This is a genomic window from Streptomonospora arabica (genome assembly GCF_039531585.1).
Classification (GTDB): Bacteria; Actinomycetota; Actinomycetes; order Streptosporangiales; family Streptosporangiaceae; genus Streptomonospora; species Streptomonospora halophila.
Genome location: NZ_BAAAQI010000002.1, coordinates 102,976 through 123,196 on the forward strand (window position 1 = coordinate 102,976; position 20,221 = coordinate 123,196).

The following is a 20,221-nucleotide window of genomic DNA, read 5'->3' on the forward strand; positions in this document are numbered from 1 at the left end:
TCCGCCAGAGTGCACAAGCGGGCTCCAGCAGGCGCAGGACCGACGCCCTGCTCGCCGGGCTGCGGCAGGGGAGGTGGAGACCCGGCGCCTGGGCCGCCTTCTGGGCCCGCGCCGCCGCCTGGTCGGTGCGCGAGGCCGCGCGGCCGCCCAGACCACCGCCCTGCACGCGGTGGTGCTGTACGGGGCCCGCGACAGGCGGGGGCGCGTCCGCGCGGTCGCCTGCCGGCTGCCGGCGATGACGCACCTGGGCCTGCTGGAGGCCCGCGCCGGGCTGAGCGCGGCCGACGCCCTCACGCCGCTGCGCGCCAACCTGCCCGCACTGGCGCGAGGCGCCTGGACCGGCCCGCTCGCCCTGGCCACCGACGTCGCCGACGGGCGCCTGGCCCGCAGCACGGGCACGGCCTCGCCCTTCGGCGCCTACGCCGACGCCCTCGCCGACGCCTCCTTGTGGATCGCCTACGCCCTGCGCCACGAACCGGACCCGCGCTGGCGCGGCGCCCTGATCACCGCCTGGCTGCTGCCGGCGGCCGGTGTGACCGCGGCCGCGTTCGCGCGCGGTCGGATGGTGGAGGTCCCCCGCGTCCGCGGCGTCCACCCGGCGACCGTCGTCGCCCGCGGACTCCTGCGCGCCCGCGCGGGCCGGCGCGGGCCGGCGCGGGCCGGCGCGGGCCGCTTCGCGGAAATGTCCGGGGACTGACACGTCGCCCCGGAGCCGGCGGCTCCGAATGGAGACTGAAGGACCCGGCCGCCGGCGCGCGTGGGCAGGCCCTCGCGGCTGCGGCATCCGGGGATCACAACGTCGACGAGCAGCCGAGGTGACCATGAGAGGTGCCCTTTCCCCCGCACTCGCCGCCGCGGCGGCCGCCGTGCTCGTGGCTGGATGCGGGGCCGTCCCCTCCGACGACGGCGGAGGCGAACCCGCGGGCGGCCCGGACTCCTCCTCCCCCGGCGCGGACACCGGGCAGGGCGGAGGCGGCCAGGGTGCGCCGACCGCCTTCGACTTCACCGCGCCCGCTGTCGGCGGCGGCGAGATCGACGGCGCCGACCTGGTGGGCGAACCGGTGGTCCTGTGGTTCTGGGCGCCCTGGTGCACGGTGTGCCGGGGCGAGGCGCCCGGCGTCGCCGAGACCGCCGAGCGCTATGCGGGCGAGGTGGAGTTCATCGGTGTCGCCGGCCAAGGAGAGCCCGCCGCCATGAAGGAGTTCGTCGACGCCACCGGCACCGGAGGCATGCGCCACATCATCGACGGCGACGGTTCCATCTGGTCGGGGTTCGAGGTGACCACGCAGCCCTCCTTCTCGTTCCTGCGCTCCTCGGGGAGCTTCCTCACCTACACGGGCACGATGAGCGAGCAGGAGATCGACAAGCGCGTCGCCTCCGAGGTGCTGGGCTGAGCCGGTGGAGCAGCTCCCCTTCGCGATCGCCCTGGCCGCCGGGATGCTCGCGGTACTCAACCCGTGCGGTTTCGCGCTGCTGCCCGGCTATGTGGCGCTGCTGGTGGCCGCGTCCCCCGACGCGCCGGCCGGGCGGGCGGCCGCCCTCGGGCGCGCCTTGGCCACCACCGCCGCCATGTCCGGCGGCTTCGTCGCGGTGTTCGGCCTGTTCGCGCTGGTCGCCACGCCGCTCGCGCTGTCGCTGGAGCGCTACCTGCCCTGGGCGACCGTCGTCATCGGCGCGGTCCTGGTCGTTCTGGGCGTCTGGCTGCTCAGCGGCAGGCGGCTCGCTCTGCCCGGGCTCCGCGCGCCCGCACCCGGCCGGGCGACCCGCTCGCTGCGCTGGGCCGCGGCCTACGGCACCGCCTATGCCACCGCGTCGCTGTCGTGCACCGTCGCCCCGTTCCTGGCGGTGACGACCACCGCGGCCACCACAGGCGGCGCGGCCGGCGCGGTGGGCGTGTTCCTCGCCTACACCGCCGGCATGGCCCTGGTCGTGGCGGTACTGACGGTGGCGACCGCTCTGGCCCGCGACGGGATCGCCGCACGTATGCGCCGGGTGCTGCCGTACGTGAACCGCGCCGGCGGAGCGCTGCTCGTTCCCGCCGGGGCCTATGTGTCCTACTACGGCTGGTTCGAGCTGCGGGTCCTGTCGGGGCAGGCGGCCTCCGACCCCGTGGTTTCAGCCGCCGTCGGCGTCCAGTCGGCGCTGGTCCGGGCGCTGGAGCAGGTCGGGCCTGTTCCGCTGCTGGCCGTTCTGGCGGGTCTGGCCGCGGCCGCCGTCGCCGGAGCGACGCTGCGCCGACGGTCACGTACGGACGCGGGCCGCGGATGAGCGGCGCCTCGGAGCGGGGCGCCTCGGCTGTCCCCTGTTCCGCCCGCGGCCCCGCCCGTACCGGGCTCGCCCCGACCGGCGTGGCCGCGACCCCGATCAGCACGCCGAGGGGCATCAGGCACGACGTCGGCACGCGCGAGGAGTTCCGGGCCCGGACGACCACCGCGACCGACCTCCACTGCGCCCGTTGACCCCACGCCCCACGTGCACGCGGACGCCTGCCTCGGTGCAGCACACGGGATTCACCGCCCGGCCCCGGACGGCGGCGGCGAACCGCGGGCTGCGCTGGGAAAGGGGGGCCGTCGGCTCACTCCAGGACGGCGAGGGGCGGGCGCGTCAGCTCGACCGCCTGCGGGGCCGGGCCGCAGCAGCCGCCCGCGGCCTCCTCCTCGCCGGCGTCCGCGTCGGCGAGCCCCGATCCCTGGCAGACGCCGGTCTCGGGCAGCGTAAGCTCCACCCGCGCGGCCCCCTCGTGGTCCCCGGCGAGCGCGGCGGCGATGCTGCGCACCTGCTCGTAACCCGTCAGCGCGAGGAACGTCGGCGCGCGGCCGTAGGCCTTCATCCCGGCCAGGTAGAACCCGGGCTCGGGGTGGGACAGCTCCGCGGCGCCGTGCGGGTAGACGGTGCCGCACGAGTGCACGTTGGGGTCGATCAGCGGCGCCAGCGCCACCGGCGCCTCCAGCGTGGCGTCCAGCCCCAGGCGGATCTCCGACAGCGGCGCCAGGTCGGGGCGGAACCCGGTCAGCGCAACGACCTCGCCGACGGGGTCGAGGGCCCGGCCGCCGTCGTCGACCAGCACCGCACCGCCGTCCTCGTGGCGCACCTCGGCGGTGCGGAAACCCGTCACCACCTCGACGCTCCCGGCCCGGACGGCCTTCTGCGCGCGCCGGCCCAGCGCTCCGCGGGCGGCGAGCTGGTCGGCGTCCCCACCGCCGAAGGCGTCGCCCACCTCGCCGCGGCGCAGCACCCACACCGCGCGGGTGCCCGGAGCCTCCTCAGCGAGCCCGGCCAGCGCGACGAGCGCCGTCAGCGCGGAGTGGCCACTGCCCACCACGGCCGTGCGGCGGCCCGCGTAGCGTGCGCGCACGTCGGCGTCGGCCAGGTCGGGGATGCGGTAGGAGACCCGGCCGGCGGCCGCGGACTCGCCGAGTGCCGGCAGCCCGTCGCCGCCCAGCGGGCCGGGCGAGCCCCAGGTGCCCGAGGCGTCGACCACCGCACGGGCGAGCATCCGCTCCTCGCCGGCGGAGGTGCGCACCCGCACGGTGAACGGCTGCTCCTCCCGCCCCGCGTCCACGACCCGGCCCCGACCGAGACGGCTCACCCCGACGACCCCCGCACCGAAGCGCACCCGCTCCCCCAGCGCGGCGGCCAGCGGCCGCAAGTACTCCTGCGCCCATTCGGCGCCGGTGGGGTAGGCGTCCTCGTCCGGCCGCGTCCACCCGCCGGCGGCCAGCAGCTTCTCCGCGGCCGGCGACACCAGGTCCCGCCAGGACGAGAACAGGCGCACATGCCCCCATTCGCGCACGGCCGCACCCGCTTCGGCACCCTTCTCCAGCACCACCGCGGGCAGGCCGCGCCGCTCCACCTCGGCCGCCGCGGCCAGCCCCACCGGTCCCGCACCGATCACCGCGACCGGAAGCCGATCAGCCATCACGCACCCCTTCATCGATTTACGTCGATCCAAGGGAAATATATAGAGGTCGATCTATTAATGCAACCGCTCGACCGCGTGGTGACCCGAAGGAAATCCGGAACCTAGACTGCCGAAGCAGTCGGCGAAGGACGGCGCGAACGGATTCGCCGGGCGCACTCCACAGGGAAAGAGGACCGGGATGGGCCGCGACCAGCATTCACCACCCCAGCCGGACGTCGCCGGACTCGCCTCGGGGGCCGCGCCGGAATGGCTCACCCCCGAGGCCGCCGCGACCGTCGCCGGGGCCGAACCGGGCCCGTTCACCGCCGGCGAGTACCGCGCGCGGCTGGACGAGGTCCGCTCCCGGATGGCCGGCGCCGGGCTGGACGCCCTGCTGGTGTTCCGGCCCTCAAGCGTCGAGTACCTGTGCGGCTACCACACGGCGGAGACGGCGCCCCAGCCCCTGCTGGTCACCGAGTCCGACACCCGCCTCTACGTGCCCGACCTGGAGGTCGGCCGGGCCCTGGCCACCTCCCGCGTGGGGAGCGTCCGCTTCTGCGGCTACACCGACGCGCTGGTCAGCCTCAGAACCTTCCTCGACGACGCGGTTGCAGGACTCGGGACGGGAGCGCGCGTGGGCGTCGAGGTGGGGCACGCCTCCACCCCGCCGCAGGCGGTGGAGATCCTGCGGGCGCGGGAGGTCGGCGTCGTCCACCCCGACCATCTGGTGGAGCGGGTCCGGCTGGTGCTTTCCGCGGCGGAGATCGGCTGCGTCGAGCAGGCCGCCTCGGCCACCGCCGCGGGCACCGACGCGGCCGTCGCCGAGGCCCGCAGGCCGGAGGCCACGGACTCCTCGGTCGCCGCCGCGATCGCCGGGGCGCTGTTCGAGCGCGCCGACTCGCCCTCGGCGTGGGGGCCGGTGGTGGCCACCGGGAACCGGGCGGGCATTCCGCATTCGAGCTGGGTGGGACGCCGGCTGGCCCCGGGACCGACCTTCCTGGAGTTCTCCGGCGCCCACCAGCGCTACCACGCGCCGGTCATGCGCACGCTGGTGCTGGGCGGGCTCTCCCCCGGCGACCGGCGCCTGGCGGATCTGTCCCGCACCGCGCTCGCCGCGGTGCTGGAGGCCGCCAAGCCGGGGGTGCCGTGTTCCGAGGTCGCCGAGCACGCGTGGAGGGCCGTCGGCCGGCTGCCCGGCGACGTGGTGTTCCACGGCCTCTTCGGCTACCCGGTCGGGCTGGCGCACAAGCCGCACTGGATGGACGGCGCCCCCTTCCACATCGCCCGGGGCAACCACGAGCCCCTGCAAAGCGGGATGGTCTTCCACATCCCGGCGTCGTTCCGCTCGTTCGGCCGCTCCGGCGTGGGCCTCAGCCAGACCTTCGCGGTGGAGGAGCAGGGCGCCCGGGTGCTCACGCCCGGCCCGGCCGACGTCGCCGAGGTCCGCTGATGGGCGGCGCTCCCCGGCAGGGAACCGTCGGTGCCGGACACCCGAGAGCAGGGACGTGAGGTGAGCGCAGTGTCAGGGCCGGAGCACGTGGCGGTCGTCGGAGCGGGCATGGTCGGACTTTCGACGGCGTGGTTCCTTCAGGAGCACGGCGTCGGGGTGACCGTCCTCGACCGGACGGGGACGGCGGCGGAGGCGTCCTGGGGCAATGCGGGACTGCTGGCCCCGGCGTTCACGCTGCCGCTGCCCGAGCCCGCCCTCTTGCGCAGCGGGCTCACGTCGCTGCTCGACCGGTCGTCGCCGGTCTCCGTGCCGCTGACACCCGACCGGCGGCTGTGGGCCTTCCTGGCCGCGTTCGCCCGCAACTGCGCCCCGGCCCGGTGGAAGCGGGCGATGGCCGTGTTCGACGAGGTCAACCGGGTCAGCCTGGAGGCCTACGACCGGCTCGCCGCGGGCGGGATCACGGCTCCGGTCAAGACCGCCGACCCGCTCCTGGTCGCGTGCACCTCCGCCGACGACCGCCGGCACGTCGTCGAGGAGTTCGCGGCGGTGCGCCGCGCGGGCGGCGAGGTCTCCTACGACCTCGCCACAGGCGCCGAGCTGCGCGCCCTCGAACCGTCGCTCAGCGCGAACGTGCGCACCGGCCTGCGCGTGCACGGCCAGCGCTTCCTCAACCCGCCCGAGTTCGTGCACGCGCTGGCCGACTCCGTGCGCGCCCGCGGCGGCCGCATCGTCGAGGGGTTCGACGTGACCGCGGTGCGCGACCTCGGCTCGTCCGGTGTCGCGCTTGCCGCCGCGTCCGGGCGGGAGCTGCGGGCGGACGCGGCGGTTCTCGCGAGCGGCGTCCGGCTGGGGGCCCTGGCGCGGCCCTTCGGCGTACGCATGCGCGTCCAGGCGGGGCGCGGCTACAGCTTCAGCGTCCGCCCGCGGGAGATGCCGACCCGCCCCGTCTACTTCCCGGCCCAGCGGGTGGCCTGCAACCCCCTTGGGGACCGCTTCCGGATCACCGGGATGATGGAGTTCCGCTCGCCCGACGCCCCGCTGGATCCGCGGCGCATCCAGACCATCGTCGACTCGGTGCGCCCCCTGCTGTCCGGCGTGGACCTCGCCGCCCGCGAGGAGGAGTGGGTCGGCTCGCGCCCCTGCACCCCGGACGGGCTGCCGCTGGTCGGCGCGTCGTCGTCGCCGCGTGTGCACGTCGCGGGCGGGCACGGCATGTGGGGCATCGTGCTCGGTCCCCTGACGGGGCGCCTCCTCGCCGAGTCCATGGCGACCGGCCGCTCCCCGGCGCTGCTGCGGCGTTTCGACCCGCTGCGCTGAGCGCCGGGGCGCGGTGCCGCGGTGCCGCGCGGCGGCCCCCCGGGGGCGGCTCCCGGGATCCGCCGCGGGCGGCGGGCTCAGCCCTGCGCGGTCGCGGTGTAGGAGTGGGCTCCGGCGCCGGCCAGGCCGCCCCCGTCGACGATGAGGTACTCCTCGCGGATGGCGCCGCCGGCCAGCCACGACTCCAGGATCTCGCGGGTGCCGGCGGCATAGCGGGCCTGGGCCGACAGGGAGGTGCCGGAGACGTGCGGGGTCATCCCGTGGTGCGGCATGGTGCGCCAGGGGTGGTCGGGCCCGGCGGGCTGGGGGAACCACACGTCGCCCGCGTAGCCGGCCAGCCGCCCGCTCTCCAGCGCCCGCACGATCGCGTCGCGGTCGCAGATGCGGGCGCGCGCGGTGTTGACGAGATAGGAGCCGCGCTTCATGGTCGCCAGCAGCCGGTCGTCGAACAGTGCCTCGGTCTCGGGGTGCAGCGGCGCGTTCACGGTGACCACGTCGCAGGCGGGCACCATGTCCTCGGCGCTGGGGTGGTAGGTCAGCCCCAGCTCCTCCTCGGTCTCCCGCGGCAGCCGGTGCCGGTCGGTGTAGTGCAGGTGCACGTCGAAGGGGGCCAGCCGGCGCAGGATGGCGGTGCCGATGCGGCCGGCGGCGACGCTGCCGACGTGCATGCCCTCCAGGTCGTAGGAGCGGGCGACCGCGTCGGCGATGTCCCAGCCGCCTTCGCGCACGATGCGGTGGGCGGGCAGGTAGTCGCGGACCAGCGCCAGGATCATCATCACCGCGTGCTCGGCGACGCTGATGCTGTTGGAGTAGGTGACCTCGGCGACGGTGATGCCGTGGCGGATGGCGGCGTCGAGGTCGACGTGGTCCGAGCCGATGCCGGCCGTGATGGCCAGCTTCAGGTTGGGGGCCTTGGCGATGCGGTCGGCGGTGAGGTAGGCGGGCCAGAACGGCTGGGAGATCACCACGTCGGCGTCGGGCAGCCGCCGCTCGAACTCCGAGTCGGGGCCGTCCTTGTCGGAGGTGACCACGAGGGTGTGGCCCTGCGCCTCCAGAAACCGGCGCAGCCCCAGCTCGCCGGAGACGCTGCCGAGGAGCTGCCCGGGGACGAAGTCGAGGGCCGAGGGGCTGGGCAGCGTCTGGCCGCCCGGGTAGTGCGGCAGCGAGGGGAGGCCGTCGCGGGCGTAGGAGGAGGGGTGTCCGCCGGCGGGGTCGTCGTAGAGGACGCACAGGACGTTCGCCATGGCTGGCTCCAAAGTCGCGGTGTGTTGTGGTTCGAGCCTCGTCCGCGCGTTCTCCCCGGTCAAAACGATTGCTGCTATGGCCTCATAGGCGCCGGCTATCCGCGCAGCGTCCGCCGGGAGGGGCGTACCGCGGGCGCGGAGGACGCCGCGCGTGCACCGCGGCCGCGCGGACCGGTCGGGGCCGGGCGGGGCCTCAGGAGGGGTCGAGGTAGCGGTGGAGCACGCGTTCCAGCTCGCCCCGCACGTCCAGTCGGGGGACGACGTCCAAGAGGGCCCGCACCAGCGGCGCCTGCGGGCGCTGCGCGGCGAGGACCAGCCCGATCCGGGGCAGGCGGGCCGGGTCCTCCAGCCGCACGACACGCATGCCCGCGGGTACGCCGAACATGTACAGCCAGGCGTGCGCGATGACGCTGGACCAGCGGTGGGTGGCCACGTGGGCGTAGAGCGCCGAGACGGTGTCGGTCTCGATCGCCGGGACCACGGTTGCGCCGGCGTCGCGGAAGAACCCGTCGAGGATGCGCCGGTTGCGCATCCACGGTGCGAGCAGGCACAGCGGAAGCGCGGCGACCTCGGCCCAGCGCACGCTGGAGCGCTCGGCCAGCGGGCCGTCGTCGGGTGTCAGCAGGAGGTAGCGCTCCTCGTAGAGGGGAAGCGCGCGCACGCCGGGGTCCTCGACCTCGTCGAGGTAGGTCAGGGCCGCGTCGAGCTCGAACTCGCCTATCCGGCGGGTGATCTCGCGCGAGGACAGCGACTCCATGACGATGCGCACGTGGGGGTGGCGGTCGCAGAAGGGGGAGGAGACCAGCGAGGCGGCGGTCAGAGCGGTGGGGATCGCGCCCAGGCGCAGCACACCCGACAGCCCGCCGCGAAGGGCCGACAGCTCCTGGCGCAGGCCGTCGGACTCGGCGAGGATGCGGTGCGCCCAGCGCAGGACCACCTCGCCCTCGGAGGTCAGGCCGGCGTACTTGCGGCCGTGCTGCACGATGGGCACCCCCAGGTCCCGTTCGAGCTTGACGATGCCCGCCGACAGCGAGGGCTGGGACACGTGGCAGGCCTCGGCCGCCCGCGCGAAGTGGCGCTCGCGGGCCAGTGCGACCAGGTATTCGAGTTGGCGTAGGAGCACGGTCCAGCATCGCCCGCGGGAGCGCCCCGCGTCCACGGGCGTCCGGACCTACGCCGTGTACCGGCGGCTTACGGACGCGAGGCGCGGGGCGGTCCGGCGCGCGGAGAGGAGCTCAGTCCCCGGCGGCCGGCGGGTCGCCCGGCGCCCGGCGCAGGTCCGCGAGGCCCCCGCGGGCGTCCTCCACCACGATCTGCTCGGCCGCCTGCGCGTCGCCCTCGCGCAGGGCACGGACGAGGGCGCGGTGGCTCGCATAGCGGTCGAGGCCGAACCGGTCGTCGACGGCGGCCTGCCGGAGCAGGCGGCTGCGGCGCTCCTCGCGGGAGAACACGCGGGTCTGCTCCAGGAGGCGCACCAGCACGGGGTTGCCGGCGCAGGCGGCGACGGCGTCGTTGAACCGCTGCATCGTGTCGAAGAGCGCACTGATCTGCCGCTCGACCGGCTCGCCGTCGCCGGCGCGCTTCTGGATCACGATGAGGCGGTCGTCGGCGTCGTCGAGCATGGCGTCGAGGTTGTCGAGCCGGTCGGCCGTGGCGTGGCGTGCGGCGAAGCGCGCGACCAGGCCCCGCAGCGCGATCTCGACCTCGGCCAGCTCCTGGATGGCCGTGTCCTCCATCGCCGAGACCACGACCGTCCGAGGCCCGGTCCGTTCGAGGAGGCCGTCCTGTTCGAGGCGCCGGACCGCCTCGCGAACCGGGGTCGGGCTGACCGAGAGCCGCTCGGCGAGCCCGCGCTCGGTGACCTTCTCGCCGGGCTTCAGCTCCCCGGTCCTGATGGCGTCGTGGACGGCACGGTAGGTGCGGTCGGCGAGGGTCTCGGCCGTCAACGTGCGCAATTGCCCGCGAGTCATGCGTCCGATCATATCCGATCCGTCGCAATCGACCTAAGCACCCTTTGACATTTTTGCTATAGCAAAATTACTGTTCTGGTAGTGAGCGGCGTCACACCCAGGCGACCGCAGGTGAGGGAGGTCGCCGATGACGGCACTGAACACCGCCGCCGACCGGGCGGCGGGACGCAAGATCACCGCATTCGTCGTACTCGCGGTCTTCGCGCAGGAGTCGACGTGGAACTTCTACGACGCGCAGGTGCCGCCGCTGCTGCGCGAGTACGTGGCCAGCGCCGCACTCATCGGCCTGCTGATGGGCATGGACAACCTGCTGGGCATCTTCATCCAGCCCTGGATCGGCAACCGCTCGGACAACACGCGCACCCGGTGGGGACGGCGCATCCCCTACCTGGCCGTCGGGATGCCCGTCGCGGCGCTGCTGTTCGCCACGATCCCCCTGGCGTCGTCGCTGCCCGCGCTGATCGCGGTGATGTTCGCCTACGCCCTCGTGTGCAACAGCTTCAAGCCGATCGCCGAATCGCTGCTGCCGGACTACATCCGCCCCGAGCGCCGCAGCAGGGCCAACGCCGCCGTGAAGGCCGCCACCAGCCTCACCATCGTCGTCTCGGCCCTCATCAGCCTCTTCATGGTCGACGCCTACCCGGTGCTGTCGTTCTCCGTACCGGCCCTGCTGATGCTCGTCTCGGCCGCCGTGCTCGTGTGGCGGGTACGCGACTCCAACTCGCCCGCCTACCAGGCGGCCGCCGCCGAGGACGCGGCCGCGGGCCCGGAAGGCGCCGCGCCCCAGACGCGGATGCGAGACATGCTCGCCGACATCGTCCGCGACCCGAACCGGGAGAGGCTGCTCGTCCTGCTGGCCATCCTGCTGTTCGGCTGCGCGTGGGCCGCATCCCGGTCGCTGATGACGCCCTATGGGATGGAGGCGCTGGGGCTCTCGCGCGGCGAGGCCGGCGGGCTCACGCTGCCCAGCGGCGTGGCGTTCATCCTGGCCGCGTTCCCCGTGGCGCTGCTGTCCGAGCGCATCGGGCGGCTGCGAGTGATGGCCATGGGCATGGGGCTGTTCGCCCTCTCGCTCACGATGATCACGCTGGTCAACACCCCGGCGGCGGCCGTGGTCGCCCTCTGCGTCGGCGTCGTAGGCGCCGCAGGCTTCCTGGTCAACGGCGCGGTGATCCTGTGGAACCTCGCGCCGTCGGCCCGGGCGTTCGGCACCTACACCGGCCTCTACACGGTGGGCTGGATGAGCGGCGGGTTCCTCGGCCCGGCGCTGGTCGGCGCCATGGTTGACATCACCGGATGGCGCTTCATGCCGACCGACGCCGCACTGCTCGCCGCGCTCGCGGTCGCCGTGGTGCTGCGCGTGCTGGCACTGAACCGCCGGGCGCCGGCGACGAAGGCGCTGTGAGGGACGGATGCCGAAGATCCTGGTCACCACCGACTCCGCACACCCGGGCGACGAGGCGCACGACCTGCTCACCGGGGCGGGCCACGAGGTCGTCTACAGCACGGGCGTCGAAGGCGGAGCCCTTGACGGCGTGGAGGGGGCGATCGTCGCCAACAACCCCCTGACCGCGCGGGTGCTGGAGCGGGCGACCGCGCTGCGCGCGATCGTGCGGGCGGGTGTCGGCTACGACACCGTCGACGTCGGGGCGGCCACGCGCCTGGGCATCCGGGTGAGCAACCTGCCGGGCATCAACAGCAACGCCGTCGCCGAGTACACGATGGGCCTGCTGCTCGCCGCCTCCCGGCGGCTGGTCGACACGGCGGTCGGCGTCGAAGAGGGGCTGTGGCCGCGCCAAAGCGGCCGCGAGCTGCGCGGGGCGGCCCTCGGCCTGGTCGGCTACGGCCGAGCCGCGCGCGCCGTCGTTCCGCTCGCGCGGGCCTTCGGCATGCGGGTGCTGTGCACGACGGAACACCCCGACGAGAGCGCAGGCGAGGTCCGCTTCGTCGGCCTGGCCGAGCTACTGCGGGAGTCGGACTACGTCTCCCTGCACACGGCCCTCACACCGGCGACCCGCCGCCTGATCGGCGCCGACGCGCTCGCCGCGATGAAACCGACGGCGGTCCTCGTCAACACTGCCCGCGGAGCGATCGTCGACGAGGCGGCCCTCGCGCGGGCCGTGGCCACCGGCCGGATCGCCGGCGCGCAGCTCGACGTCACGGGCACCGAACCGCTGCCCCCCGACAGCCTGCTGCGCGGCGTCGCGGGCATCACCGTGTACTCGCACATGGCCGGCCAGACCGCCGACGCCCGCCGGGCGGCCGCGATCGGCGCGGCCCGCGAGCTGCTCGCCGCCCTTCGCGGCGAGCCCGAAAGTCCCGTCAACCATCCGACCGACCACTCTGGGACGGAAGAACACACATGACCGTCGACCGCACCCCGCCGCCTCCCGGCGGCCGGCCCGGGCACCGCCCCTCCCGCCGCGCCGACCGCGCACCGAAGGCGGCCACCCGATGAAGACGGACGTCGTCGTCGTGGGCGCCGGACTCGCCGGCCTGGTCGCCACCGCCGAGCTCGTCGACGCCGGGCGCCGCGTGATCCTGCTCGACCAGGAGTCCGAGCCCAACCTCGGCGGCCAGGCGTTCTGGTCGCTCGGCGGGCTGTTCCTCGTGGACTCGCCGGAGCAGCGGCGAATGGGCGTCAAGGACTCCTACGACCTGGCACTCCAGGACTGGCTGGGCACCGCCGGCTTCGACCGGCCGGAGGACGAGTGGCCGCGGCGCTGGGCCGAGGCCTACGTCGGCTTCGCCGCCGGCGAGAAGCGCGCGTGGCTGCGCGAACGCGGCGTGCGCTTCTTCCCCGTCGTCGGCTGGGCTGAGCGCGGGGGCCACCACGCCTCGGGCCCCGGCAACTCGGTTCCCCGCTTCCACATCACCTGGGGCACCGGCCCCGGCGTCGTGGCCCCCTTCGCCCGCCGCGTACGGGAGGCGGCCGAACGCGGCCGCGTCACGCTGGCCTTCCGGCACCGCGTCGACGAGCTGACCGTTACCGGCGGAGCGGTGACGGGAGTGCGCGGCACCGTGCTGGCGGACGACGACGCACCGCGCGGAGCCGCCACGAACCGCACCGCGACCGGCGAGTTCGCGATGAGCGCCCAGGCCGTGATCGTCGCCTCCGGCGGCATCGGCGGAAACCACGCCGAGGTGCGCCGGAACTGGCCGCAGCGCCTCGGCGCGCCTCCCCGGGAGATGGTCACCGGGGTGCCCGCCCACGTCGACGGGCGGATGCTGGGCATCGCCGAGGCCGCCGGAGGCCGCCTGGTCAACCAGGACCGGATGTGGCACTACGTCGAGGGCGTCAAGAACTGGGACCCGGTGTGGCCCGGCCACGGCATCCGCATTCTTCCGGGGCCCTCGTCGCTGTGGTTCGACGCGCTCGGGCGCCGGCTGCCCGCACCGCTGTACCCGGGCTCGGACACGCTCGGCACGCTCGCCCACCTGCGCTCGACCGGCCACGACCACAGCTGGTTCGTGCTGACGCAGAAGATCATCGGCAAGGAGTTCGGCCTCTCCGGCTCCGAGCAGAACCCCGACATCACCGGCAAGAGCGTCCGGATGGTCCTGAACAGGATCAGGTCCGGCATTCCCGGCCCGGTTGCGGCCTTCCAGCGCCACGGCGAGGACTTCGTCGCCGCCGACAGGCTCGACGACCTGGTGCGCGGCATGAACGCGCTCACCGACACGCCGCTGCTCGACCCGGCCGACATCCTGCGCGAGGTCGAGGCACGCGACCGGGAGATGCGCAACGCCTTCACCAAGGACACCCAGGTCGCCGCCATCCACAACGCCCGCCGGTACCGCGGGGACCGGCTGACCCGGGTCGCCGCTCCGCACCGGCTGCTCGACCCGGAGGCCGGCCCCCTCGTCGCGGTCCGGCTGCACGTTCTCACCCGCAAGGCGCTGGGCGGCCTGCTGACCGACCTCGACGCGCGGGTGCTCACCGCCGAGGGCACACCGCTGCCCGGCCTGTACGCGGCCGGCGAGGCCGGCGGCTTCGGGGGCGGCGGGGTCCACGGCTACCGCGCGCTTGAGGGCACGTTCCTCGGCGGATGCCTCTTCTCCGGACGGGCGGCCGGACGGGCCGCGGCGGCCGCGACCAGCTGACCCACGTCCGACCATGACAAGGAGTGACCACGTGAACGACACCGCAGTGCGCATCCTGGTACCCACGGGCATGCTGGGGGCGGGGTTCCCGCCCGAGACGGTGGAGCGCGGCCTCGCCCTCGGCGCCGACGTCATCGCGATCGACGGCGGGTCCACCGACTCCGGACCCCATTACCTCGGGTCGGGCACACCCAAGACCACCCGCGCCGCCGTCGCCGCCGACATGCGGATTCTGCTGAACGCGGCCGCGCGGTCGTCCATCCCGCTCATCGTCGGCTCCTGCGGCACCGCCGGGACCGACAGCGGCGTCGACTGGGTCGCCGGCATCACCGCCGACATCATCGCCGAGGACGGGCTCGACCTGGCCGTCGCCGCCGTCTACAGCGAGCAGGACCCCGACCACCTCAGCGGGCGGCTCGCCGCCGGGGCGATCCGCCCGCTGCCGCCGATGGGCGACCTCCGGCCGGACACGCTGCGCGAGTGCACGCACATCGTCGGCATGATGGGCCACGAACCGATCGAGGCCGCCTTGCGCGGCGGCGCCGACGTCGTCCTGGCCGGGCGCGCCACCGACACCGCCCTCGCGGCCGCCTACCCGCTGATGCACGGCATGCCGCCCGGACCGACCTGGCACGCCGCGAAGATCGTCGAATGCGGCGGCCAGTCCACCACCGACCCGCGCTCCGGAGGCGTGTTCGCCACCGTCGACCACCACGGTTTCACCATCGAGCCGCTCGACCCGGCGGTCTCCTGCACCCCGAACTCGGTGGCGGCCCACATGCTCTACGAGACCGCCGACCCGTTCCGGATGCGCGAGCCCGCCGGCACGCTCGACGTGACGGCGGCGACCTACCGCGCGGTCGACGACCGGACCGTGCGGGTGGAGGGCTCGGTGTTCGAGCCGGCCGAGCAGCACACGATCAAGCTCGAAGGGGCCCGGCTCAGCGGCTACGAGACCATGTCCTTCTCCGCGATCCGCGACCCCCACCTCCTGGCCGGGATCGAGGACTGGGCCGCGCTGCTGCACGAGGTGCTCACCGACCGCGTCGGGCGGACCCTCGGCCTCGACCCCGCGGACTACGCGGTGGACATCCGGCTCTACGGGCACAACGCGGTCCTCCAAGAGCGCGACCCGGCCACCGGCCCCGCACGCGAGGTCGGCGTGATGCTGCTGGTCCGCGCGTCGGACCAGGCCACGGCCACGGCCGTCGCGAAGGTCGCCAACCCGCTCATGCTGCACCTGCCCACCGCCGACATGGACTACCTGCCGAGCCTGGCGTTCCCCTTCTCCCCCGCCGAGACCGAACGGGGGCCGGCCTACGAGTTCGTCCTCAACCACACCGTCGACGCCGAGAGCCCGACGGCCCTGTTCCGCACCGAGTACCGAAAGGCCACCGCCGATGCCTGAGACCCTGGGCGACCTCGCTCTGGAGGTCCGCTCGAAGAACGCCGGCCCGTTCTGGGTCACCGTGGAGCTGTTCATGCGCGACGCGGACGGCTATGCCGCGGCCGCCGACGCCGACTTCCTGAACGAGGAGGTGGTCGCCCGGCTCTACGGCGTTCCGGCGCAGGAGGTCCGGTTCTTCCGCATCGCCTCGCTCAACGTCGTCAAGATCTCCTTCCCCCGCACCATTGCCCAGGGCGGGCTCCGGGACCGCGACGTCCACAGGGGGCAGCACCACGTGCCGCTGGCCGTGCTGGTCCCGCCCGGCGCCTGACCGGCGGGAGCGCGGCGGCTCCCCCGTGCGGCCGCGGCGCCGCCGGACCCGGACGGGCTCAGGTGGCGTCGCGGCCGACGCGGTTCAGCGACCGGTCCGCGACGCTCGCGACCAGGAACAGCGCCGCCGCGCCGATCATCGGCCAGGCCAGGCCGTGCATTCCGGCGGTGGTGGCGCCGTCCTGGAAGAACGCGGCGGTCACCGCCGAGGAGAGCAGCGCACCGAAGTAGGTGGAGGTCCGCAGCAGCCCGGCCGACGCGCCCATGCGCTCGGGGTCGGCCTGCGCATACAGCGCGTTCTGGTTGGCCAGGCTGTTGAGCCCGTGGGGGACGCCGAAGACGGTGGCGAGCACGAGCAGCAGCCAGGCCGGGCTGTCCGAGGTGAGCAGGAGCAGGCAGGCGCAGCCGGTGAGCTGGATCAGGGATCCGGCCACCAGCTTGCCGCGCACCTTCGCGTTCCGGCCCGTGGGGACGGTGATCGCGATGGCGGCCAGCGCCATCGGCAACTGCAGCAGGCCGGCCGACGCGGGGTCGATGCCGCGGCCGTCCTGCAGCCACTGGCTGTAGCCGTAGAGGAACGTGTAGGTGACCGTGTAGGCGAGGAACTGCCGGGCGTAGGTGGCCAGAAGCGGACGGTTGCCGCCGAGGACCCGCAGGTCGATGAACGGGCGCGTGGCGGCGAGTTCCCGGCGGACGAACAGCGCGCCCGCCGCCGCTCCGACCGCCGGCAGGTACCAGCGCCCGGCCGCCGGGTCCATCACGAACAGCATGAGCGCGGTGAGCGATCCGGCGAACAGAACCATGCCGAGGACGTCGGTGCGCACGCCGGAGGGCACGGCGCCGCCCGCGGGCAGGCGCAGCGTGCCCAGGACGAGGCAGGCCGCCGCCAGCGGGACGTTGAGCGCGAAGATCAGGTGCCAACCGCCCGCCCCGACCAGCAGGCCGCCGAGGGTCGGTCCGGCGACCGTGACGATCTGGTTGGAGACCGTGAGCGTGGCCAGGATGCGGCTGGGGCTGTGCACGCCGGTGCGGTCGGCCTCGGTGCGCAGCAGGGACATCGAGGCCGGGTACGCCGCCGACGTGCCGAACCCGAGCAGCACCCGGGTGGCGACGAGGACCCACAGGTTGGGCGCGAACACGGCCACCAGGCCGGCGAACCCGACCAGCGCCGTGCCCGCGAGGTAGAGCCGGCGCGGCCCGAACGCGTCGACGAGCCGGCCGATGACCGGCTGGCCCACGGCCGTGGCGAGGTAGAGGCCGGTGACCAGCCACGCGGTCTGCGCGGGCGGCGCGTCGAAGGCCCGCCCGATCGGGATCAGCGCCACCGCGAGCATCGACGAGTTGATCGGGTTCAGGATCGAACCCAGCACCATCGGTGTGACCAGGCGGTAGTCGAAGCTTTCGGGAACAGTGGTCCGTCCCCGGCGCAGGCGCCGCAGGAACCTCCTCACGCCCGGGCCACGCGGTCGAGCAGGGCCATGGCCGTGACCACGGCCCGGATCTCCTCGTCGTCGCCGTGCTCCTGCAGTGCTCGGGCCAGCCACGCCTGCCTGGCCCGCCGGTCGTCCTGCCGGTACTCGCGCCCCGCCTCGGTCAGGCTGACCACCAGGCGCCGGCCGTCATCGGGGTCGGGGGCGCGCTCGACGAGGCCCGCGTCCTCCAGGACGACGACGATCTTGGCGATCGACTGCGGTCGGACGCCCTCGGCCGCCGCCAACGCGCTGGCGGAGGCCGGCCCCTGCTTGACCAGGCGGCGCAGGACGGACGCCTGTGCAGCCGAGAGGTCGCCGCCTCCGTCGACGCCTTCGAGGGAGCGCAGTCGGCGGCGCAGCCGGCCGGCCACCACCCACACGTCGGCGGCGGCCTGCTCCGCTGTCTCGCTGATGGTGTCTTCCGTGTCGTTCATGAACTCAGCCTAAATCGACACCCTAAGGTGTGCACCTTTATGTGTCGAAATTCTCCGGCGTCGCGGGCGGCCGCCGGACCGCGTCCCGGCCCGCCCACGGAACAGCGGAGGGTATGCGGGGCGGGCCGGTGACCGTGCCGGAGTCAGTACCCGTGCTGCCTGAGGCAGGCGTCGTTGTCCTCGAACCCGTACGCGTTCGGTTCGCACGGGTCGAGGCCGGGCGGCCGGTAGAAGGGGTCGCCCGGGCCGGCCGGCGGGTCGCCGTCGGAATCGGGAGCGGGCTCGGTCTCCAGCAGCGGCGCCGACATCCGCGCCGACGCGGACCGGTCCCACTCCGGTGCGTCTGTATCGGGGGCAGGGGGCGACGGCGACGGTCCCGACAGCGGAGCGATCCGCGCGGCGGGGACCGCGGGTCCCTCCGGCGCGGAGCACCCGACCGAAAGCGCCAGCACGGTGAAAGCGAGCAGAGCACGCACAAGGCCTCCCGGATGCCGACGGCCGGTACCGCCGGTTACCTGTAGGACTCCGGCCCTCGACCGACCGGCGATCAGGAAACCGGCGGACCGTCGACTGCCGACCGCGTCTGGTCGCACGCGACCACCGCGCAGGTATCGCTGCTCCGCCCTTCGATGATCCCAGGCTTCGCCGCCGCGGGAGGGCGGTACCTGCAATCCCGTCGGACTCTCGGGAACGGGCCGGGAAACCGGCAAGCGCGCCGCGTCGGCCCGATCCGCATCTCCCGGGCCCCCGGGGCGGAGTCAGGGGGTCTCGGCGGCGCTCTTGAGGTGGGCCAGCCACGCGGCCAGGGACTCGTCGAGGGCGGCGCGCATGCCGGCGGCGTCGGCGCGCACCGGCTCCCCGTCCCAGGACTCCTCCGTGCGCACGCGCACCGACGAACCCGCCGCCTCGAAGGTCCACAGGTGGACGCCGGTGATCCCGTGGGCGGGTCCGCCCCAGAGGATCCGGTGCGGTTTTTCGACGACGTAAACGGTCGACTCGATGTCCAGCCCCGCCGTGCTCCAGCGGAACGCGTCGCCGACGCGCAGCGGGCCGGCCGCCTGCGCAGCGGTGATGTCGGGCTGCCACCGCGGCCACGAGGCCACATCGGTGTGCAGCCGCCACACGCGCTCCAGCGGAGCGTCGACGGCAATCTCTCTGCGTACGACGACGGGTGCGCTCGCGTCGATCCCGGTGATCGTGTTCACGGTTCATCCTCCTGATGCGTGGGGCCGGCGCTCGGCTCGGCGGTCCGGAACCACGGTCGCGCGGTCGGGAGGGCGTTCGCGTCGGTGACGTTCGCCTAGTCCGTGTCGGTACGCGGTCGAATGCGGGATCAGCCGTCTCAAGCGGCACCGGGCCGCGGCGACCCGGTTCGACGAACGCGCGGTTCGGTCCGAGGCGACGGTTCGGGTCGCGGCGATTCATCAGTGGCTGTGAACCCTTGGCCTGCCGTCGTGCGGATGCCCCAGCAGGAAAACGACCGCCCTACGGTCATCACGGAGGAAGGGGCGCGTTTCCCGGCGTCGGCGCGGGGCGGAGCCCATGGGGTTGCACCTTCCGTAGCGGCATGTGGTCCGGTGGACCTACGTCCCGGTCCCGTGAGGAGAGGTCCCTGCTCATGCACTCGTCTTTCATGCCACCCCGCCGGGTCAAGATCGGCGACGCGGCGGCCTTCGCCGGCACCACGCCACGGGCGATTCGCCATTACCACGAGATCGGGCTGCTCCCCGAGCCCGAGCGGGGCGGCGATGACCGCCGCTGCTACGGATACGAGGACATGATCCGCCTGCTGTGGATTCGCAGGATGGCCGACGCCGGGATCGCCCTGGACGACATCCGCGACGCCTTCGACATCGGCATGGCGTCCGCCGGTGCGGATAGCGGAGACGGCATCGCGGGCACCCTGGAGCGGTTGGAGGAGACCCTCGCCGAGCAGGAGGCGGAACTGCGGCGGCAACGGACCGCCGTGCAGCGGATGCGCACCGAAGGCAGCCGGATGGGCCTGCTCTCCGACGTCGTCACCGAACGCCTCAAGAGGCTGCCCGAGGGCTCCCTGCGTCAGGCGGACCTGGACAGCCTGCTGGTCACTGAGCGGATCTTCGGCCCGCTCGGCGCGGCCGTCCAGGCCACCCGCTTCGTCGTCCTGGCCACGCATCCCACGCTGCGAAAGGATTCCGACCGCATCGACGACGCCGAGGAGGCACTCGATGACAGCGTCGCCGTCGATGATCCACGGGTGGCTCACGTGGCCGTCCAGCGGCACGCCTTCGAAAGCGCCCTGCTGGCCGTCATCGAGGAGTCCGGCCTGGGCAAGGACGACGATGCCCTCTGCGACGCCTGGGACACGTCGCATCCCGCCACCGCCGATGACGAGGCCGACCTCAGCTCCGGCAGGCGGGAGGCCGACTCCATGAGCGCGTTCGAAGCCACCGGCAAGATGCCCTACGACTTCTCCCCGGCCCGCCTGCGCTGCATGGAACTTGCCGAAGAGCTATCCGCCCAAGACTCACCCGCTACTTAAGACACGGCCTAGTCCGCCGACGGTGGTGCCGGCCGCGCCGCCGGTCGGCGGGGCGTCGAGTTCGCCGTCCGCTGCGAGGCGGCCGTGCGGG

19 protein-coding genes are annotated in these 20,221 nt (G+C 74.1%); 11 read left to right on the forward strand and 8 right to left on the reverse strand.

What is annotated here, in order from left to right:
- Positions 1–73: 73 nt before the first annotated feature.
- The 3 genes from ABD284_RS03585 to ABD284_RS03595 all read left to right on the forward strand — a co-directional run bounded on the left by ABD284_RS03585 (position 74) and on the right by ABD284_RS03595 (position 2,268).
- On the forward strand, positions 74–697 hold the full coding sequence (locus ABD284_RS03585) for a CDP-alcohol phosphatidyltransferase family protein (protein WP_344140878.1): 624 nt from the start codon (positions 74–76) through the stop codon (positions 695–697).
- A 124-nt stretch (positions 698–821) separates the two neighbouring features.
- The gene (locus ABD284_RS03590; RefSeq protein WP_344140879.1) at positions 822–1,394 is read left to right on the forward strand and encodes a redoxin domain-containing protein; all 573 of its coding nucleotides are present in this window, start codon (positions 822–824) and stop codon (positions 1,392–1,394) included.
- 4 nt (positions 1,395–1,398) lie between these two features.
- Entirely contained in the window at positions 1,399–2,268 is an 870-nt protein-coding gene (locus ABD284_RS03595) for a cytochrome c biogenesis CcdA family protein (protein WP_344140880.1), read from the forward strand.
- Between the two features lie 307 nt (positions 2,269–2,575).
- Here the strand turns inward: ABD284_RS03595 and ABD284_RS03600 are convergent, their stop codons facing one another.
- Positions 2,576–3,919 (reverse strand): NAD(P)-binding domain-containing protein, encoded by a 1,344-nt coding sequence (locus tag ABD284_RS03600; RefSeq protein ID WP_344140881.1) that lies wholly within the window; start codon positions 3,917–3,919, stop codon positions 2,576–2,578.
- Positions 3,920–4,100: 181 nt separating this feature from the next.
- On the opposite strand from ABD284_RS03600, the gene ABD284_RS03605 reads away from it, so the two are divergent.
- On the forward strand, positions 4,101–5,351 hold the full coding sequence (locus ABD284_RS03605) for a M24 family metallopeptidase (protein ID WP_344140882.1): 1,251 nt from the start codon (positions 4,101–4,103) through the stop codon (positions 5,349–5,351).
- 60 nt (positions 5,352–5,411) lie between these two features.
- Positions 5,412–6,668, forward strand: a complete 1,257-nt coding sequence (locus ABD284_RS03610) for an NAD(P)/FAD-dependent oxidoreductase (protein ID WP_344140883.1) — start codon at positions 5,412–5,414, stop codon at positions 6,666–6,668.
- A gap of 77 nt (positions 6,669–6,745) precedes the next feature.
- On the opposite strand, the gene ABD284_RS03615 is transcribed toward ABD284_RS03610, so the two are convergent.
- From ABD284_RS03615 to ABD284_RS03625, 3 genes are all read right to left on the reverse strand, one after another.
- Complete coding sequence (locus tag ABD284_RS03615; RefSeq protein ID WP_344140884.1) at positions 6,746–7,912, reverse strand: NAD-dependent formate dehydrogenase; 1,167 nt, start codon at positions 7,910–7,912, stop codon at positions 6,746–6,748.
- Between the two features lie 193 nt (positions 7,913–8,105).
- Entirely contained in the window at positions 8,106–9,035 is a 930-nt protein-coding gene (locus ABD284_RS03620) for a LysR family transcriptional regulator (protein WP_344140886.1), read from the reverse strand.
- Positions 9,036–9,147: 112 nt separating this feature from the next.
- Positions 9,148–9,882, reverse strand: a complete 735-nt coding sequence (locus tag ABD284_RS03625; protein ID WP_344140887.1) for a GntR family transcriptional regulator — start codon at positions 9,880–9,882, stop codon at positions 9,148–9,150.
- A 127-nt stretch (positions 9,883–10,009) separates the two neighbouring features.
- Between ABD284_RS03625 and ABD284_RS03630 the strand changes: the two genes are divergently transcribed.
- The 5 genes from ABD284_RS03630 (at position 10,010) to ABD284_RS03650 (ending at position 15,704) form a co-directional block, all read left to right on the forward strand.
- The gene (locus tag ABD284_RS03630) at positions 10,010–11,287 is read left to right on the forward strand and encodes an MFS transporter (RefSeq protein ID WP_344140888.1); all 1,278 of its coding nucleotides are present in this window, start codon (positions 10,010–10,012) and stop codon (positions 11,285–11,287) included.
- 7 nt (positions 11,288–11,294) lie between these two features.
- Complete coding sequence (locus ABD284_RS03635; RefSeq protein WP_344140889.1) at positions 11,295–12,248, forward strand: NAD(P)-dependent oxidoreductase; 954 nt, start codon at positions 11,295–11,297, stop codon at positions 12,246–12,248.
- Between the two features lie 88 nt (positions 12,249–12,336).
- Positions 12,337–13,986 (forward strand): FAD-binding dehydrogenase, encoded by a 1,650-nt coding sequence (locus tag ABD284_RS03640; protein WP_344140890.1) that lies wholly within the window; start codon positions 12,337–12,339, stop codon positions 13,984–13,986.
- Positions 13,987–14,017: 31 nt separating this feature from the next.
- On the forward strand, positions 14,018–15,394 hold the full coding sequence (locus ABD284_RS03645) for an acyclic terpene utilization AtuA family protein (RefSeq protein WP_344140891.1): 1,377 nt from the start codon (positions 14,018–14,020) through the stop codon (positions 15,392–15,394).
- A complete protein-coding gene (locus ABD284_RS03650) occupies positions 15,387–15,704 on the forward strand; it encodes a DUF4387 family protein (protein ID WP_344140892.1) in 318 nt (105 codons plus the stop codon). The genes ABD284_RS03645 and ABD284_RS03650 overlap by 8 nt, the downstream gene beginning before the upstream one ends.
- 58 nt (positions 15,705–15,762) lie before the next feature.
- Here the strand turns inward: ABD284_RS03650 and ABD284_RS03655 are convergent, their stop codons facing one another.
- The 4 genes from ABD284_RS03655 to ABD284_RS03670 all read right to left on the reverse strand — a co-directional run bounded on the left by ABD284_RS03655 (position 15,763) and on the right by ABD284_RS03670 (position 18,814).
- The gene (locus ABD284_RS03655) at positions 15,763–17,154 is read right to left on the reverse strand and encodes an MFS transporter (RefSeq protein WP_344140893.1); all 1,392 of its coding nucleotides are present in this window, start codon (positions 17,152–17,154) and stop codon (positions 15,763–15,765) included.
- Complete coding sequence (locus ABD284_RS03660; protein WP_344140894.1) at positions 17,151–17,609, reverse strand: MarR family transcriptional regulator; 459 nt, start codon at positions 17,607–17,609, stop codon at positions 17,151–17,153. The genes ABD284_RS03655 and ABD284_RS03660 overlap by 4 nt, the downstream gene beginning before the upstream one ends.
- 143 nt (positions 17,610–17,752) lie before the next feature.
- On the reverse strand, positions 17,753–18,085 hold the full coding sequence (locus ABD284_RS03665; protein ID WP_344140895.1) for a hypothetical protein: 333 nt from the start codon (positions 18,083–18,085) through the stop codon (positions 17,753–17,755).
- Between the two features lie 282 nt (positions 18,086–18,367).
- The gene (locus tag ABD284_RS03670) at positions 18,368–18,814 is read right to left on the reverse strand and encodes an SRPBCC family protein (RefSeq protein WP_344140896.1); all 447 of its coding nucleotides are present in this window, start codon (positions 18,812–18,814) and stop codon (positions 18,368–18,370) included.
- A 413-nt stretch (positions 18,815–19,227) separates the two neighbouring features.
- Between ABD284_RS03670 and ABD284_RS03675 the strand changes: the two genes are divergently transcribed.
- Positions 19,228–20,130, forward strand: a complete 903-nt coding sequence (locus ABD284_RS03675) for a MerR family transcriptional regulator (protein ID WP_344140898.1) — start codon at positions 19,228–19,230, stop codon at positions 20,128–20,130.
- The last annotated feature ends 91 nt before the right edge of the window (positions 20,131–20,221 follow it).

Coding starts and splice junctions, on each gene's coding strand:
- ABD284_RS03625 (WP_344140887.1), bottom strand. CDS start 9,882: ATGACTCGCGGGCAATTGCGCACGTTGACGGCCGAGACCCTCGCCGAC.
- ABD284_RS03650 (WP_344140892.1), top strand. CDS start 15,387: ATGCCTGAGACCCTGGGCGACCTCGCTCTGGAGGTCCGCTCGAAGAAC.
- ABD284_RS03615 (WP_344140884.1), bottom strand. CDS start 7,912: ATGGCGAACGTCCTGTGCGTCCTCTACGACGACCCCGCCGGCGGACAC.
- ABD284_RS03605 (WP_344140882.1), top strand. CDS start 4,101: ATGGGCCGCGACCAGCATTCACCACCCCAGCCGGACGTCGCCGGACTC.
- ABD284_RS03660 (WP_344140894.1), bottom strand. CDS start 17,609: ATGAACGACACGGAAGACACCATCAGCGAGACAGCGGAGCAGGCCGCC.
- ABD284_RS03590 (WP_344140879.1), top strand. CDS start 822: ATGAGAGGTGCCCTTTCCCCCGCACTCGCCGCCGCGGCGGCCGCCGTG.
- ABD284_RS03635 (WP_344140889.1), top strand. CDS start 11,295: ATGCCGAAGATCCTGGTCACCACCGACTCCGCACACCCGGGCGACGAG.
- ABD284_RS03640 (WP_344140890.1), top strand. CDS start 12,337: ATGAAGACGGACGTCGTCGTCGTGGGCGCCGGACTCGCCGGCCTGGTC.
- ABD284_RS03675 (WP_344140898.1), top strand. CDS start 19,228: ATGCACTCGTCTTTCATGCCACCCCGCCGGGTCAAGATCGGCGACGCG.
- ABD284_RS03630 (WP_344140888.1), top strand. CDS start 10,010: ATGACGGCACTGAACACCGCCGCCGACCGGGCGGCGGGACGCAAGATC.
- ABD284_RS03600 (WP_344140881.1), bottom strand. CDS start 3,919: ATGGCTGATCGGCTTCCGGTCGCGGTGATCGGTGCGGGACCGGTGGGG.